Source organism: Alicyclobacillus sacchari (assembly GCF_004366795.1).
GTDB classification, from domain to species: domain Bacteria; phylum Bacillota; class Bacilli; order Alicyclobacillales; family Alicyclobacillaceae; genus Alicyclobacillus; species Alicyclobacillus sacchari.
Window position 1 is genome coordinate 38185 of record NZ_SORF01000015.1, and the last position, 17224, is coordinate 55408.

General features: G+C 54.7%; 15 protein-coding genes and 1 pseudogene. 7 read left to right on the forward strand and 9 right to left on the reverse strand.

What is annotated here, in order from left to right; all coding sequences use genetic code 11:
* Positions 1-13 precede the first annotated feature (13 nt).
* A complete protein-coding gene (rlmH, locus tag C7445_RS12530) occupies positions 14-493 on the forward strand; it encodes a 23S rRNA (pseudouridine(1915)-N(3))-methyltransferase RlmH (RefSeq protein WP_134160814.1) in 480 nt (159 codons plus the stop codon).
* 43 nt (positions 494-536) lie between these two features.
* Here the strand turns inward: rlmH and C7445_RS14850 are convergent.
* The 5 genes and pseudogenes from C7445_RS14850 to C7445_RS12550 all read right to left on the reverse strand — a co-directional run.
* Positions 537-776: pseudogene (locus tag C7445_RS14850) on the reverse strand (MATE family efflux transporter); the annotation flags it as partial.
* A 276-nt stretch (positions 777-1052) separates the two neighbouring features.
* A complete protein-coding gene (locus tag C7445_RS14670; protein WP_166669135.1) occupies positions 1053-1220 on the reverse strand; it encodes a hypothetical protein in 168 nt (55 codons plus the stop codon).
* 237 nt (positions 1221-1457) lie between these two features.
* Positions 1458-1802: an AMP-dependent synthetase and ligase gene (locus tag C7445_RS12540; protein ID WP_134160816.1), complete on the reverse strand. Its 345-nt coding sequence runs from the start codon at positions 1800-1802 to the stop codon at positions 1458-1460.
* Between the two features lie 229 nt (positions 1803-2031).
* Positions 2032-3435, reverse strand: a complete 1404-nt coding sequence (locus C7445_RS12545) for an amino acid permease (RefSeq protein WP_134160818.1) — start codon at positions 3433-3435, stop codon at positions 2032-2034.
* 71 nt (positions 3436-3506) lie between these two features.
* Positions 3507-4397: a LysR family transcriptional regulator gene (locus C7445_RS12550; RefSeq protein ID WP_134160820.1), complete on the reverse strand. Its 891-nt coding sequence runs from the start codon at positions 4395-4397 to the stop codon at positions 3507-3509.
* Between the two features lie 121 nt (positions 4398-4518).
* Between C7445_RS12550 and C7445_RS12555 the strand changes: the two genes are divergently transcribed.
* Positions 4519-5643 (forward strand): TDT family transporter, encoded by a 1125-nt coding sequence (locus C7445_RS12555; protein ID WP_134160822.1) that lies wholly within the window; start codon positions 4519-4521, stop codon positions 5641-5643.
* A gap of 60 nt (positions 5644-5703) precedes the next feature.
* Here C7445_RS12555 and C7445_RS12560 read toward each other — a convergent pair whose 3' ends face one another.
* The gene (locus C7445_RS12560; RefSeq protein WP_134160824.1) at positions 5704-6465 is read right to left on the reverse strand and encodes an SDR family oxidoreductase; all 762 of its coding nucleotides are present in this window, start codon (positions 6463-6465) and stop codon (positions 5704-5706) included.
* 37 nt (positions 6466-6502) lie between these two features.
* On the reverse strand, positions 6503-7207 hold the full coding sequence (locus tag C7445_RS12565) for a J domain-containing protein (RefSeq protein ID WP_243835179.1): 705 nt from the start codon (positions 7205-7207) through the stop codon (positions 6503-6505).
* A gap of 214 nt (positions 7208-7421) precedes the next feature.
* Between C7445_RS12565 and C7445_RS12570 the strand changes: the two genes are divergently transcribed.
* The 3 genes from C7445_RS12570 to C7445_RS12580 all read left to right on the forward strand — a co-directional run bounded on the left by C7445_RS12570 (position 7422) and on the right by C7445_RS12580 (position 10838).
* Entirely contained in the window at positions 7422-8081 is a 660-nt protein-coding gene (locus tag C7445_RS12570) for an HlyD family secretion protein (RefSeq protein WP_134160826.1), read from the forward strand.
* Positions 8082-8093: 12 nt separating this feature from the next.
* Entirely contained in the window at positions 8094-9998 is a 1905-nt protein-coding gene (locus C7445_RS12575; RefSeq protein ID WP_134160828.1) for a DHA2 family efflux MFS transporter permease subunit, read from the forward strand.
* A 75-nt stretch (positions 9999-10073) separates the two neighbouring features.
* Positions 10074-10838, forward strand: coding sequence for an SDR family NAD(P)-dependent oxidoreductase (locus C7445_RS12580; RefSeq protein ID WP_134160830.1), 765 nt, complete (start codon positions 10074-10076; stop codon positions 10836-10838).
* A 286-nt stretch (positions 10839-11124) separates the two neighbouring features.
* On the opposite strand, the gene C7445_RS12585 is transcribed toward C7445_RS12580, so the two are convergent.
* Positions 11125-12480, reverse strand: coding sequence for a sensor histidine kinase (locus C7445_RS12585; protein ID WP_166669137.1), 1356 nt, complete (start codon positions 12478-12480; stop codon positions 11125-11127).
* Positions 12481-12605: 125 nt separating this feature from the next.
* Between C7445_RS12585 and C7445_RS12590 the strand changes: the two genes are divergently transcribed.
* Entirely contained in the window at positions 12606-13217 is a 612-nt protein-coding gene (locus C7445_RS12590) for a nitroreductase family protein (protein ID WP_134160834.1), read from the forward strand.
* Between the two features lie 122 nt (positions 13218-13339).
* On the opposite strand, the gene C7445_RS12595 is transcribed toward C7445_RS12590, so the two are convergent.
* Positions 13340-14596, reverse strand: coding sequence for an MFS transporter (locus C7445_RS12595; RefSeq protein ID WP_243835180.1), 1257 nt, complete (start codon positions 14594-14596; stop codon positions 13340-13342).
* Between the two features lie 169 nt (positions 14597-14765).
* Between C7445_RS12595 and C7445_RS12600 the strand changes: the two genes are divergently transcribed.
* Positions 14766-17000, forward strand: a complete 2235-nt coding sequence (locus C7445_RS12600; protein ID WP_243835181.1) for a Tex family protein — start codon at positions 14766-14768, stop codon at positions 16998-17000.
* The last annotated feature ends 224 nt before the right edge of the window (positions 17001-17224 follow it).

Here is a 17224-nt window from a genome sequence, read left to right on the forward strand (position 1 = left end):
GGACGAGAGGAACATGCAGGTTGCCGTGATCGCGGTGGGGAAACTGAAAGAACGGTACTGGCTGGAGGCGCTTCGCGAATATGAGAAGCGCCTTTCGGCATATGTCGAGCTGACGATGCACGAAGTTCAGGATGAGCCTGTGCCGGAGCGGCTCAGCGAGGCGGACAGGCAGCAGGCCTTGGCGCGGGAGGCGGATCGCATTGAGAGGCTGTTGCGGCCGCGCGACGGCGTGATCGTCCTTGACATCGAGGGGAAACAGTTTTCGTCGGAAGCATGGAGTCAGGCGTACGCCGATCTACAGGAGCAGGGTTATGGGCGATTGGCGTTTGTGATTGGTGGATCGTGTGGTGTGCATGAACGCTTGCGAAAACTTGCGGCGATGCGGTGGAGTTTTGGGCCGATCACGCTGCCGCATCAGCTGGCCCGAGTGGTGCTGCTCGAGCAGTTATATCGTGGGATTCGGATTATGCGAGGGGAACCGTATCATAAGTGATGGTGGTTTTTTCACTTTCCTGATAAGGCGTGGATTCATATTTTTACGGTACCAGGTTATTCAAATCCGGTTGCCGTTTTCTTCGTAGAACATAGAGCATGATAGCTCCAACAAGGAACGCGACGGCATCCGCAATCACGAGTGACCACACCACCCCGTGGAAGCCATACGTACGATTCGCGATATACAATACAGGAATCAGAGTCATGCCTTGAATCACAGACCTAGTAAATGCTGCGGTTCCCTGCGCTGTTGCTTGGAAGATATCCGTAAACAGAGAAGTAGAATGTAAAAGGCTTGCCGTAATGGCGGCTGGCGTAGCGAACCGGATCATAAGTAGATTCGGACAAAGCGTTGACTACCCATGGGAGGTCCTCGAGGCGGCTCTCTTCAAACTTACGAACCGCACTTTAATTTTGGACGAGAGAAGGGCGACGGGCCCCTTCAACGACCTACCAGTCTTGCCGCCTTGCTCTTGGCAAGTGGGATATGCCTATCGAAGACACTCAGGAGGAGTATAGAGGAATGGCATCATTCCATACGTTTTTGTCTAGAAGTACTAGGGGCGAAGCGATTCTTTGCTCAATTTGCCGGACAAGCGGACAATCTCCCCATAATTCAGACAGATGGAGGATTGAACCCAGTCTTCGCGTGTGGCCTTAGGGAGTTGATTCACGGCCGTTGACCATGTGTAATTATGTAGAAAACGAACGAAGCGCTCTTGCATATGTGCCCTCCTGTTTCAAAGACGGTGTGAAAGCCTTATCAAGATGTTTCGTCAAATGCGCAGGATTGTCAATGATCAAAAGTTGATGACAGCCTCGGAGGGCAGTTTTTAGCTGTTTTCAACCATTTCAAAGCATAGAGTTGCGATCGTTGGCACAAGGTTTACCCGCGCAGCAGTTGTGCCAAAATTCACGGCTGGAGCGGCTGCTCAAAGACAAGTGGGCAGCCGCTTTACAAATCACTGATGGAACACAGAATGATTCGGCGTGTACATATGGCCGTAAGTCGGCGTGGAGAGAGAGCCTTGGTATGCAGATTGTACTTCCGCACCCAAGCGGTCGCACATTTGCTGAATGTGTTGTAGTTGTTGCATGACCATCTGGTGTCCCTGTAACGCCTGTTGGATCATTTGTGCGGCTTGGTGTTCTCGTTGTGCCAACTGTTCGAGCGTTTGGGCGTTTTGTAGTTCTTGTTGCATCATTTGTTGATACTGCATCGACGCTTGTTGGGTTTGCTGCATCAACTGCTGAGCCGTCTGCCGGCACTGGTTCAGATATGTGTACGTTGCGCTCAGAGTATCCATGTCCAAGCCCCCATTTTACGTGAATTTGGAAATCTCCAATTCGAAGGCTAGAATACCCAGTCCTCGGCGATGTATACCAACTTGCAATGCGATCGCGCTGAGACAAAAGGGCACAGCGGGGGCTATGCCTCTGTGCCGGATGAATAAGCCTGGAGTTACGCGTGAGGCCTGCACAGACAGCGGGGGGCGGGGGAGCCGCCGCGCAGTGTTCGGCCTTTACGCGGCTATGTTACCGTGTGGGCTCATCGCGATCGTTTCGTTTGCCGCGAAACCGCACAAGTGCGTATATCCACACAATCAACAGAAACACGACTCCGGAAAAGACCGATATGCGTGTGAGAGGCGACAGGACAATGAACACAAATGTACCGATGAGCAGAACCATGCCGACGTACGACAGAATTGGCGTGTGCGATGCCGTGGAACGCGCGGCTGCTTCGCCCATCATGGCCGTTTTACGCCCGGTGACGTGCAACAGCAGGATGATAAACCAGGTCCACAGGGATGCGAACGCGGAGGCGCTGGTAATCCAGACATAGGCGTGGTTGGGGTTCAGATACGTAACCAGGATGCCAGCCGCAATCGCGAGCGATGTAATCCATACAGCCACATGTGGCACGTCCCTGCGGTTCAAGCGAGCCAATCCATCCGCGAGTTGTCCTTGCCGGGCCATGGCGTACAACATGCGGCTACCGCCATAAAGGCCGGTATTGCAGGAAGACAAGCCAGAACACACAATGATCAAGTTGACGAGGCCTGCCGCGATAGGGATGCCGGCGCGTGCAAACATCAGGGCATACGGACTGCCGTTATGGTGAATGAGGTAGGTCCAAGGGAACGCACAAAGCATGACGAACATGGACCCGATGTAGACGACGAGGACCCGCCAAGTCACACTGCGAAACGCGCGCTGCAACGTGTGTTTCGGGTTGGCCGTCTCCGCGGCTTCCACACCAAGTGTCTCAATGCCGCTGTAGGCCTGCACCACAAGGGACAAGGCCATGACTGCGCCTAGCCATCCGTTTGGCAGAAAGCCTCCATGTGCATACAGATTCGCGACGCCGAGTGGACTGCCTGCATGCAGCCAGGGAGTGGCCATCATCAGTAAGCCAAATACCATAAAAACGGCGATGGCCAACGCTTTAAGCACGGCGAACCAGTATTCGATCTCGCCAAACATCCGTACAATCAGCAAATTCGACAATGTAAATAGCACGAGTGCAATCAGCCCAGGCAACCAGGCTGGAACGCTCGGCGCCCAAAATTGAATCAACTTGCCGATGGCGGCCAGCTCCGACATCACCGTCGCTACCCAGTAAAACCACCACATGCCTGCCGTGAGAAAGCCGAGTCGATCACCCCATCGACGCTTGGCAAGCATCGCGAACGATCCGGCCGACGGATCGGCAACGGTCATCTCGCCGAGAGCGCGCATGACAATAGCCACCATGATGCCGCAAAGCAAGAAATCGAGAATCACGGAAGGACCGGCGAGTCGTACGGACACCGTGGCACCATAAAACAATCCGACGCCAATAACGCCGCCAAAGGCGAGCATCTGCACGTGACGTGACGAGAGTGCCCGTCTTAAGTGCCTTTCGCCGCGCGATTGGTTTGCAACTTTGTTGTCCATGCCATCACCACCAGGTAGGCTGATACACTTACCCTATGGTCGGTGCAGGGACACCTGTGTAGGATTCCAGCCTAGGTGGATATCTGCCCACTCTGTAAAAATTCCCGGAACAACAAGGTCGCGCGTGTTTCAAATTCGGATCGCCGCGTAACGATCGAAAACCAGCGGGTGATCGGTTGGTGGATTGCCGGTACGATGCGCAGCGTTCCCCATGCCAGCTCTTTGCGAACGACCCAGCGCGACAGTAGTGCAATGCCGAGTCCGGCCTCCACAGATTCTTTAATGATTTGCGTGCTGTTGTACTCGGTGACAGACGTGGGAGCGATACCGAGGCGCAAAAAGAGTTGATCGACAAATTCCCGCGTGCCTGAGCCGGGTTCGCGAATCATCCAGTTGGCCGCCGCGAGATCGGCCGGAGTGACATCACCTTCCGGCGGCCACGGCGCATTCTTGGCGCATACAATGACCAACTCGTCCTCGGCAAAAGGCGTCAGTTCCACGTCGTCGTGGACGACGTCACGGCCCTCCACCACGCCGATGTCAAGATCGCGTACCGCAACGCGATGGGCAATGGTTTGCGTGTTTGCGATCTCGACGATGGGCTGAATCCTTGGGTACCGTTGGCGAAACGAGGCAATCACATGCGGGAGTACATATTCTCCGTATGTGAGGCTGGCGCCGACACGCAATGCGCCGGACGGCTCCTCTTGGGCCTGTTCGAGCATGCGCTCCATGCGGTCGTACAGAGCGAGGATTTCCTTTGCATGTCGATATACGATCTCGCCGGCAGGGTTCAAGCGAACTCGTCGCCGTTCACGATCGAGCAGGCGCACGTCCAGCCGCTGCTCTAGTGTTTGTATGTGCTGGCTGATGGCCGGCTGGCTGATATGCAGCTTCTCGGCGGCACGCGTGAAGCTTTGTTCTTCGACGACTGTGACAAAAACAGTGAGTTGCCAATCCACACAACCGCCCTCCTTGCGATGCCATCATAATAAATCGCTTATTACCTATATTGATATTATGTATTTTACCTAATGGTAAACAGGTCATACCATAAAGGAGGTTGAAATAGGAGGGGGACTTATGAAGCACATCATTCGTCAATTCGGGTTAAACTGGTTTACAACCGTGATGGGTATCGGTATTGTAGCCGCTTTGACGTACACATCCCCAGTGGAGATCCCGTTGCAGCATGTGGTAGGAGTCATCCTGTTTGTCATGTTAAACATCGTGTTCATCCTCGCATTTGTCATGTGGCTGTTGCGCTGGCTGATGGCAACGAAAACCGCGGTGGACGATTTCCACCATCCCGGTAGAGCGCTTTTTTACGGCGCGTTTGCCATGGGTATCAACGTGCTCGGCAACGATTACTTTATCATCGGAACACATCTCGTGCCGCGTGTGCTGGCGATTCACATCAGTATGTGCATCTGGTTGGCAGGCACCGTGGCTTCGCTATTTACGGTCATCGTCATTCCGTACCTATTGTTTACCGAACACCGAGTTGAACGCGACGAGACCGTTGCGTCTTGGCTCATTCCGTTGGTACCACCGATTGTGGCAGCAGCGACCGGCACAAACCTCGTTCCTTACGTGGGTGGTACGGAGAAACAGTTCGCGATGATAGCCGTTATTGTTGCGATGTTTGGCGTGACATTTTTTCTGTTTATGTTGACAAGCACCTTGGTTTATGCACGGCTGGTGTACCATCGTCGACTCAGTGGTCAGGAGGCACCAAGTCTGTGGGTGGAAATTGGTCCGATAGGCATGTCCATGGGCACGATGTGCGGCCTGCCCACCGTAGCGAGTCATTTGTTTGGGGCTTATGCGAACACATTGCATGTACTGGCTGCCGTCTTTGCGATGGCGATGTGGGGAATTGGCCTCTGGTGGATTCTCATGTCCTCACTGCACACGCTTTTGCACTTGACCCCGCGGGGAGATGGGCTGCCATTTCACCTGGGGTGGTGGAGTTACGTATTCCCGATTGGGAGTTTTACGAGTGGGACCTACGCGCTTGATCATCTCCTGGGGCACTCGTTTTTTGCAGTGGCGGGAGTCGCACAACTCGCCGTACTGTGGGTATGTTTTGCAGTGGTCTTTGTCCGCACCATCATTGGTACCGTCAAGGGCGATTTAGTCGCTTGGCGATCCGTACGGCAAGTGAAAACAGGCGGCGACATGGGTACACGAGTCAAGCAAGCTTGACGCCAGCGGGGCGGGCTGGCTCCCCAGCCCGCAGCGAGAGAACGCCGCTACGCCGATTCATCAAAACTCCGGATTGCGCTTGCGGAATCCCATCCACATCTGTTGTGCCGCCTCTGCCAGTTCCTCGCGGGAGGCGTGCAATCGCCGCTCGGAATCTCCGTACCCGATTTCGATCTCGCCGCGCTCGAGTGACGCGAAGACGCCATCTACAAACTCGTTGAGCGGCGCACCAAACGTATGTAGCCCTGGGCCGCCGAGATCGGTATTGACGGCGGGAGGCAGGATTTCGATCACGTCCACATTGGTGCCTTCGAGTTGCAAACGCAGGCTTTGCGTGAACGAGTGCAGCGCTGCTTTCGTCGCACTGTAGATGGGGGCCCAAGTTGCGGGCGCCAATGCCAATCCAGACGACACATTGACGATGGCCCCATGCGGCTGCTTTACCAAGTGTGGGAGAAGGCGCAGGGTCAGATGAATCGGGGCATCGAAATTAATGGCGATTTCCTGATGGAAGTGTGCCCAGTCGTCGTCCGCACGCAACACGTTGACCCACTGTTGAATTCCAGCGTTGTTGATCAAAGCATTCAGGTTCGGGAATTCACGGACAAGCCAGTCGCAAAGCTCTAGACGGTCTTGTTCATTCGCTACGTCACAGACACGAGTATGAAGTGCCGGAAACTTCGCTTTCGCTTCTTCCAGCTTTTCGGCGCGGCGGCCGCAAACGATGACCTGGTTTCCGGCTTCTAAAAAGCGCTCGGCAAACGCTAGGCCGATGCCCGACGCACCGCCTGTGATCAGGATGGTATTGCCGCTTTGCAGCATGAGGGATGCTCCCTTCCGGTCGGTGTGGAGAGCCAGGTCAGGCTTCGGAATCGACACCAAGCTTCGTCAGCAGATAGAGAAGCTGCAGTGCGCCAACCATGGCGAGTCCCAATAGTACCACGAGCGCCAATTTCGATCCAAATAGCCCTGTAAAAATGGCCCCACTGATGGTCAAAGTCGTAAAAGCACCAACTCCGGCAAATGCATAGCCAAGCCAGCTCCTTTGCGCCTGCGAGGGCATCTGCCTGCCGCCAAAGCTATAGCGTCGCCAGATGGGGCCTTCCGGCTTGCCGCGATCATCCGCCTGCCTCTGCCCCTGAGCCCGTGTCTGTCGGTATTCCTTTGGCTTTTTGGCCGTCCCTTTCGCCTTTGCATCCTTTGTTTTGTTGCCCTTATTCGAAGTACAGTTTGCGTCACCTGCCGATGCGGCAAGTGACAAGTCATACTGTTCGCGCATGATTGGATCGCTCAATATGGAGAACGCCTGCGCAATTTTCCGAAATTGCCGTTCAGCAAACGCTCGATCTGGGTGTACATCTGGATGCCAAGTCTTCGCTGCGCGTCGATAAGCAGCTTTGATCTCGTTTGCCGAAGCGGCCGATGTGATACCGAGCACTTCGTAGTGAGTCAGTGCTATCGGAGATCCACACTTGCCGCAGCGACAGGTGAGGCCGATTTCGACACGAATTCGATTTGTGGTTCGACAGGATGCGCACTGTTTAAACACAACCGTATCGCCCACCCCAGACACGCCCCTCATCCATAGCAATGGCATTCATATACATTGTAACACGGCACGGACAAACAACTGAAACAATTTCCACAACTGCCCCTTGACTCATACACCTAAATATATTAAATATACATAGTGGTTAAATAGTACACTCTCTAAAAAGATAGCGATCGAAAAACAGCCGCAAAGGCAACGTCGGATCGCAGATACGAGGAGGAAGCGTATGAACCCAGCAAACAGTTTTCGGAAGGTCATCGTCTTTAACATCATTCTATTCGTCGTTTTGGTTGCGGCGGCCATCACGGGCTACTACTTCTACAACCAGTCGACATTGTATTTGAAGACGGACGATGCGCAAATCAGTGGCACACAAATCACCGTTGCAGCACCTGCTACCGGCAAGTTGATCAATTGGCAAGGTAACGTTGGCACGAATTTCACAAGCGGACAACAGGTAGCTGAAGTGCAGACTCAGGAAGGGAACAAGGTGGTCGATATCCCTGTCACGATGCCTGCAGCAGGAACGATTGCCCAAGATGATGCCGTCAACAATCAAATTGTCGCAGCTGGTACGCCGCTTGCCTATGCATATGACATGAGTCACCTCGACGTCGTTGCGAATGTCAAAGAGACGCTGATCGACAAGGTGAAGGTTGGCCAGCAGGTCGACGTGTATGTCGCCGGTAAGGCGGGTTCCATCAACGGCACGGTAACGCAAATTGGCGATGCGACAGCGGGTACGTTCTCGCTTTTGCCATCGCAAAGCACGACGGCTGACTACACGCCAGTGACACAAGTTGTACCGGTGACCATCTCGCTTGGGACGACGGCTGGCAGTGGATTGGTCCCGGGAATGAGCGCGACGGTTCGCATTCATAAGTAAGAGGTGAGCTTAATGTCGAACGACACGCTGCAACCGACCGCGAACCAGGCGGTCATCGCCGCCTCGCCCGGTGCAGCTGGCGCCCCGCCGCAGGAGGCGGCGCATGGCCATCCGCACCGGGGTTCTATTCTCGCAACTCTCATATTCGGCGCCTTTGTCGCCATTCTCAACCAGACCTTGTTGAACGTAGCCTTGCCGCATTTGATGTCGGCGTTTAATGTCAATGCAACCACAGCGCAGTGGTTATCGACTGCGTACATGTTGACCAATGGCGTATTGATTCCCATCACTGCGTTTTTGATGGGGACGTTTACGACGAGACAACTGTTCATTTCCGCCATGTCCCTGTTCGTCGCGGGATCGTTCTTGTGTTCCATCGCTCCGGTGTTTTCCATGATGATTGTTGGACGTATTGTTCAAGCATCGGGATCGGCGGTGATGATGCCACTGCTCATGACCGTCATCTTGGAACTCTATCCGGCTGAACAACGCGGTAAAGCGATGGGGACGATGGCAATTGCCATGTTTTTTGCACCGGCGATTGGCCCTACGCTTTCCGGTTGGATGATTATGCACTGGTCTTGGCGCCTGCTGTTCTGGGTCGTCATCCCCTTGGGCCTGCTCGACATGGTGATTGCGATTTTTGTGCTCAAGAACGTATCGAGGCCGGTTCGTCCGAAATTTGAAGGGATCGGCTTGATTACGTCGCTGATCGCATTTGTCAGCTTGCTTTATGGGCTGAGTGAAGCGGGGAACAAAGGTTGGGGCAACTCGACCGTCGATATCTCGCTCATCATCGGTTGCGTGTTCCTTATTGTCTTCGTGATTCGCGAGTTGACCTGTAAAGAGCCCATGCTCGATTTGCGCGTCTTCAGGTACGGAACGTTTTCCTTAACTACCGTCGTCGGTTGTGTCATCAACATGGCGATGTTTGGCGGCATGATTCTGACGCCGATTTACTTGCAAAACATTCGTGGTTTTACGGCCCTGCAATCAGGCCTCCTGATGTTGCCAGGCGCAATTTTAATGGGTGTGATGGCGCCTGTCTCCGGTGCCGTTTTCGACCGTATCGGCGCTCGCCCGCTTGCCGTGCTTGGGCTTGCGATCACGACGGTGGCAACGTACGAGTTCACGAAACTCAATGCCCAGACGACCTATGGTCACGTCATGCTGCTCTACACGTTGCGCATGTTTGGTATGTCAATGCTTGCCATGACCGTACAAACGGCAGGTATGAATCAGTTGCCAAGACACTTGTATAGACACGGCACGTCGGCATCCAACACCGCACGAACGGTTGCGTCGTCCATTGGCACGGCGGTATTGGTGACCGTTATGACGGATCGCACGAAGGTGCACTATGCGGAGTATCAGAACGTCATGACGAACAACAATCCGTCCGTGAGTGGGTTCTTCCACGAGCTTGTACAATACTTCACACTGCAGTTACATGATTCGACCGTTGCTGCGACACAGGTCGCACATGAAGTGTTGTACGAGCTCGCCATGCAGCAGTCGACCATTCAAGGTATTAACGACGCCTTCTGGTGGGCGACGATGGGTTCACTGCTCGCCTTCGTACTCGCATTTTTCATTCGCCGCGTCAAGGCTCCGGAAGCGGCACAAGCCGCGGCTGGTGCGGGTGGCGGATCTCCCCAAGCGGGGATCCAGGCGACACCATCACTGCCCGGTGAGACGCCGCAACCACAAGGTGATGCGGTCGACGCGGTTGGCGAAAACAGCTTGCCTGGAGAGGGTGCGGTTGCGTCAACGCCAGATGAGGAATCCACGCCGCATGAAGAGGACGAGCGAACGGACGGTGATCCGGCTTCGCCCCTCGACGACATCAGTGACGACGAATTTGACGATATCGATTCGCATCCGGATGTTGAACGAGAGCCAGAACCGGTACAATAAAGTATCATGTTGAACAGCGCTGCGAACGCGTCATTGCGTTTCGCAGCGTTGTTTTCGTGGAAAGAGGGATGATGGGTGGAGTCACTGAACTTCCGATTAGATGGTAAAATTGCGCTCGTCACGGGGGCGTCGCGCGGGATTGGGCGAGGGCTGGCTCGCCATCTTGCAGCCGCCGGAGCGACGGTCATCGCCGCTGGTCGCGACGCAAATGCGCTCGAATCGCTTGCAAGCGAAGGAGGCGACCGCGCAGGCGTCATTGAGCCGCTATTGTTGGATGTGCGATCCGTCGCCAACATCCGCCGGGCATTCAGCGTGATCGACGGCAAGTACGGGAGGCTCGACGTGCTCGTCAACAATGCTGGGCTCGGGTACAACCATGACGCCATCGACGTCACGGAGGAAGATTGGGACGAGATGATGGCGGTCAATATGAAGGGCGTCTTTTTCTGTAGTCAAGAGGCCGCGAAGTTGATGATGCGGCAGAACAAGGGGCGCATCATTCAGATGAGTTCACAGGCGGGCATCGTTGGTATTGAACGGCATGCGGTGTACTCGGCATCCAAGGGCGGCGTCAACATGCTGACGAAGGTCCTTGCGCTCGAGTGGGCGCCGCACGGCATCACCGTCAATGCGATCGCGCCGACATTCATCTACACGCCAGGGACCGCGGAGCGGCTTGATCAACCGGAGTTTCGCGAATCGGTGGTTTCGCGCATTCCCGTCGCACGGGTCGGCACCATTGAAGATGTGGCTGGCGCGGTTTTGTACCTCGCCTCCGACGCGGCTGGCTTAGTCAATGGCACGGTCTTAGTCGTGGATGGCGGTTGGACGGCAAGATAAGGCTGGCTCCAGGCCACTTGCCATTACCGCTGTTGTAACTGTCGCAGCAATCCCCAATCTCCCCGCCAATAGGCCTCCACATGGGCCGCCTGCGAACTGCGAGCGGGTGATACGTCGCGATGAGGATTTGATCGCGCCATGTATGCACTCGCCCGCGCATGTCCTTGACATGAACCTCCGATTTCATCAGGGCACTCAGCGCGACATCTCCCATCGCGAAGATGACGAGCGGATGTGAAGGACGCAAGGGCGTTGTCGCGACAGGATCTTCCGGCGAGGCCGTCGCTTACGGTTGTGCCGGGGCTATGCCACGCGTCGCACCGCGAGTGGCAGCAGAATGGGCTCTGGGAATACGGACAACAAATGTCGTACCGCGATTTATTTCGCTCGTGACTTCAATTGTTCCACCGAGTTCGTGCACCATTTTATATACGAAGGTCAGCCCCAAACCGGTTCCACGCGATCTCGTCGTGTAATGCGGTTGCCCAATCCGCTTCAAGGTTTTGGCGTCCATGCCACGGCCATCGTCCGCGACACGCCAGATGATCCACTTGCCCTCGCATCGCGTGGACACGTCGACGTTCCCTGCGCGATCGTGCGATTCGATGGCGTTTTTGATGAGATGAATGGCACACTGCAACAAACCATCGCGATCCGCCAACACGACGGCACGCTCGTCGCAATCGCTGTGGAGCATGACGGCGTGCGACTGTGCGTACGGCCCCAACAAGTTACACGCGTGATCGACGACAGCTTTAAGGGATATCTGTGATTTTTCTTCGTCGCTACCCATTTGCGAGAGTTGCAGGTAGCTGGCGATCATGGCGTCTGCTTGATCCAGTTCGGCCATGATGGTCTCCAGATACGTTCGATGTGTCTCCGAGGTCTCGGGATGATGCGCCATCAGTTGGGCGAAGCCGCGAACGACCGTGATCGGATTGCGAATTTCATGTGCCATGGAGGCCGCCAACTGGCCAATGAGTTCATATTGCTCTTGCGTCTTCGCGGCAGATTTGGTGGCGTCGATAGCTTGCACTGCAAATACGAAACGAACGCAGATTAACCACAGTGCGATAAAGCCCAGCACATACGTGATGTACATCCCGACGTGAAAGCCAATCAAGTCGCTGTCGTGCTGTACAATGGCGTAATCCAAGCTGGCATACAAAAATAGCACAAGTGCAAACCAATAGCTGCGCCGATAGGGGTTTTTTGACCGCGTCGCGTACGAACACAACATCATCAGCCCAACGTACACGATCACGATGGCAAGAGATTTCGGGAGAATGTGGACCAAGTTCCCTACAGAGTGCGATGAGATGTGTCCGTGACCAATTATGTAGACGCCGACAGCCGTCTGCACAACGATGTACACAAGCATCCAGAACAACGACCACAGCGGGCTCAGGAGAAAGAAGTTAAATGTGAGTGGAACAATACTGAAATTGACCATGATCGATGGACCTAGGTGGAAACTGAAATAGTTGCTAGCAATGGCCGAAGTTACGAACAGTGGGCCAGCGACGTACGGGGATTGATACGTACGCGTTGGTGGCAACGCACTGCGCAGATGCCAGGCGTCTAACACCAGTAGTGGTAGCACGACACAAACCAGGTCAATCCAAAAGTGAAACAAATCCAAGTTATCACACTTCCTCGGCGATGGTCGGCATGTGTGTATGCACATCGGATATAATAACGGTGGTCTATGGCCGTTGGACAGTCCTTTTTGGCGTCGATTTTTGACAGGATGGGGGAATGATCAACATGACGACAGCGACAGCCAATCAAGACTTTTTAACAGCATTGCGGGAGAGGCGATCCATATACGGCATCGGCAATTCTTCACCAATTCCTGACGCAAAGATTGAACAGATTGTGGCTGATATCGTAAAATATATGCCTTCCGCGTACAATTCGCAGAGCACACGGTTGGTTTTGTTGCTTGGTAAGCATCACCAGAAATTCTGGGAGATTGCCGAAGAAGTTGTCAAAGCCATCATGCCTTCTGAGAAATTTCAAACGGCACAAGCACGGTTGCAGAGTTTTCGCAACGGTTACGGAACCGTTTTGTTCTTCGAGGATCAAGCCGTGGTGGAAGAATTCCAGCAGAAGTTTCCGATGAATCAAGAGCTTTTCCCAGTTTGGTCCGAACAAACCAACGGAATGCACCAGTATGCCGTTTGGGTTGCACTGGAAGCCGAGGGTCTGGGAGCGAGCTTGCAGCACTATAACATGGTCGAAGAACGCGCCAAGGCAGAGTGGGAGCTTCCAGAGACATGGCGGATGATCGCGCAAATGCCTTTTGGAACGCCAACGCAAGAGCCACGCGCAAAGGAAGTAAAGCCCGTGGAAAAACGAATGCGCGTGTTCCGGTAATCATCAACCAAAAACGCCTTCCCTGGCGATGTGCCAAGGAAGGCGTTTTTTCCGAAGTGGACCGCGCTTTTCATATTCTCGCATTCAGCTTCAGCTGTGCAAGTCAAACACACTGCGCATACTTACGCACCGCTTCCGATATCTACGTTGTAGCCGTTCGTCCTATCTGTCGCTTGCCGGCGATTGGCCATCCATACAAGTACGATGCTGATCACAAACGTCGCAATCACCAAGTCAATGGGGATTTGCGGATTTATCCCATACGTATACCCGCCGATCACGCCTGCAGGAGACGTGCAGGCAAGGATCATGACGTTCAGCACCGAGAGCATGGTTGCCCGTTGTTCATCATCCATCGCATTTGCCACGACAGACTCGACGAACGGATTGGCAAGAATCGTGCCAATCGCCGCAAGAACCGTGCTCACGACGGCCCATGCAAAGTTACCTTGAGGCATCAAGATGAGCACGAGATTCGCAAGCCCGATGAGCACGAAGCCTGCATTCATCCAACGGGCCGCATGTTCCTCACGAAAACGCGGAACAGCGGTCAACAACAGGGCCATCATGGCCAGCGATGAAATCGCCGGGAACAGCGAAATCAGCGAGGCGGGAATATGGAGATAATCGATTTGGTACACCGATACGAATGTCGTGCGAATGGTGGTTTGAATATTCCACAGCACATAGACCGCAAATAGCAGCAAAAGCCTGCGACTTTTCATGATTTGGCGGACGACGTTCATGTAACTGTGCCATTCGCTGTGGGCATCGAACGTATGGCGCTCTGTCATCTTGCGCAATCCGATGTCAGTCTCGCGAAGACCGATATGACGGACATAGATCATGACCGACATGCTGAGACATGCAAACAAGTACATGACTCTGGTTGCAGGTACCAGTGAAAAGTGATTGACTAGAATACCGCCGATGGGCGCAAACAGGCCGCCTACAACACTGACAATTTGGAGACCCGTAAATACCCAGGTTCGTTTGTCGACAGGGGTGTCTTCGACCAACAAGCAGTACCAAGCGGTTGCAGGTATTCGCTGAAAACCGTTGAGTACTGCCGCGAGCAAGAACCACCAGATGTTTTGGGACACTGCCCAGACCAATGTGGCGAATGACCAACTGACAATGTCATACAACCAAAGGGCTTTGCGTCTGCCCATGCGATCAGTCAGATATCCGCTGACAAAAGCGGACATCATTTGCAGGATGAGGTTGATGGTGGTCACGATCCCAAGTCCAGCATCAGACACATGAAGATCAAGCATGTAGACAGATGCGTATGTTGTGTACATATTGTATGGGATGACGAATAACGGTTCCGCCAACACACAACTGCGGGCGTTTCCTCGAACTTTGGCGAAAGCCATCATGGCACCTCTATGAAAAAGTCTAATGATCATAATACATCAAAAAACTGGGGGGTGCGAATGCGTTTTCGGCTTGGTGATGCACGATCTTCCGGGAACTATGTGACGTTTGAACGATACGCGTTTTTCGGTAGACTCTTCATAGCGAACTGTGAAGGAGACTGGCAAGTTGGAGCAAGGGTTAGAAACACCAAACTACATACGATTGATATCCGATAAGACTGGCATTGCGGAAATCCGGGTGGAAGCGGCGCTTCGCCTGCTGGATGAAGGCAACACCATTCCATTTATAGCTCGTTATCGAAAGGAAATGACTCGCGAGCTCGACGAAAATGAGTTGCGATCGATCGCGCGCGAGTATGAACAAGCCAAACATCTGGAAACGCGGCGCCAGGACGTGCTACGGCTCCTCGCGGAGCAAGGTGCGCTGGAAAATGAACCCCAGGCTAGCCAATTGCGGCAGGCCATTCAAGCGGCGCAAACGCTCACCGAGATCGATGACATCTATCGCCCTTACCGGCCGAAGCGGCGAACACGCGCCTCCATCGCTCGCGAACGGGGATTGGGGCCGCTCGCGGTCTGGCTCCAGGAAGCGGATCGGACGACGCCCTTGGCGAGGGTGATGGAAGAAGCGCAGTCCTATGTGAACGATGAGGCAGGCGTCGAGTCGGCTGACGCAGCCGTGCAGGGGGCGTTGGACATCCTGGCAGAGGCCATTTCAGACGATGCCAATAACCGCCGTTTTATCCGCACGGCCACGTTGCGACACGGCAAAATCGTCAGCGCGGCAGCCGATGAAACAGCAGAAACGGTGTACGAGCAGTATTACCGCTACGAAGAGCCACTTTCCGGTGTGCCGCCGCACCGCATATTGGCCATGGAACGGGGCGAGCGCGAAGGAGCCTTGCATGTGTCGATCACGGCGCCGGAAGCCGACGTTGTCGCTCGGTTGTATCGTCGCTATGCCGGATCGGACAAGCCGGATACTGCTACGGCTGCCGGGCTGCTGGCGCGCGCGGCACTGGACGCATATAAGCGGTTGATTCAGCCTGCCGTGGAACGAGAGGTGCGGGCTGAACTGCAGGCGCGGGCAGAGGAGCATGCCATCGGGATATTCGGGGCGAATTTGCGCAGTCTTCTGTTGCAGCCGCCTCTGCGCGGAAAGCGAGTTCTCGGGGTCGATCCCGCTTACCGGACGGGCTGCAAATTGGCGGCGGTCGACGATACAGGGAAATTGCTGGAGGTCGCTGTCATCTATCCGACGCCGCCGCAAAATCGAGTGGAAGAGGCGCAAAAAATCCTCCTTTCGTTCGTCGAGCGGCATCGAATTGACGTGATCGCCATCGGCAATGGCACCGCGTCGCGCGAAACGGAAGCGTTTGTCGCAGATTGTATTCGTACGTGGCATGCGCAGCCGGATCATTGGCAAATTGCCTACGTTATGGTGTCGGAAGCGGGGGCAAGTGTGTATTCTGCGTCGGAATTGGCGGGCGAGGAGTTCCCTGACCTCGACGTCGCCGAGCGCAGTGCGATTTCAATAGCCCGCCGTTTACAGGATCCCCTCGCAGAGTTGGTCAAGATCGATCCGAAGTCGATTGGTGTTGGCCAATACCAACACGATGTCTCGCAAGCCCGGCTCGGCGAACAGCTTGGCGCGGTCGTCGAAACGGTGGTCAATGAGGTCGGTGTTGACGTCAATACGGCTTCGTCGAGCCTGTTGTCTTATGTCGCCGGGTTGAATCGCACAACGGCGCGCAACATCGTGCAGTTTCGGGAGGAAAACGGGCGTATCCGCAACCGCAAGCAGCTGGCCAAGGTCCCGCGGTTAGGACCAAAAACGCTGGAACAGTGCCTCGGTTTTCTGCGAGTGATGGACGGGGATGAGGTGCTGGATGCAACGCCGATTCACCCTGAGTCGTACGGCGTCGTGGAGCGCTTGTTGGCAAAACTGGGGGCGAATGCGGACGATTTGCGCGAGACATCCAAGCGTCGGGCGCTGATCGCGGGGGCACGGCAACTGTCGCAAAGCGATTTAGCAGAGGAACTCGGGACGGGTGTACCCACATTGCGAGACATCCTTGACGCTCTGGAGCGTCCTGGCCGCGATCCGCGTGAAGATGTGCCACCGCCCATCCTGCGCACCGACGTCATGCGCATGGAGGATCTGTCGGTGGGTATGGAGTTAAACGGAACCGTGCGTAACGTGGTCGATTTCGGGGCATTTGTCGATATTGGGCTAAAGCATGACGGACTGGTTCATATTTCGGAGCTTGCCGATCGATTCGTGAAACACCCGCTTGATGTGGTCTCTGTCGGCGATGTTGTGCGTGTAAGAGTGGTACAAATTGACGCAGCCCGCGGGCGGATCGGCCTCTCGATGAAAGGGCTGCAGGACAGGCTGTGAGCGGCGTAGGTTCTCGGGGCGTTCATTCTGATGGTGGACGTCCCATTTGCCGTGCGGACTCACACAAGATACAATGAACCGATGGACTTGTACGGATCTTATATAGGAATTGGTGATACATGATGAGCACGCCAGCCAAATACGTGGTGGTCAAGGAACAAATTAAAGAGTGGATCCGCAGTGGGAAGGTAAAGCCGGGGGAGAAGATATACTCGGAGAACGAG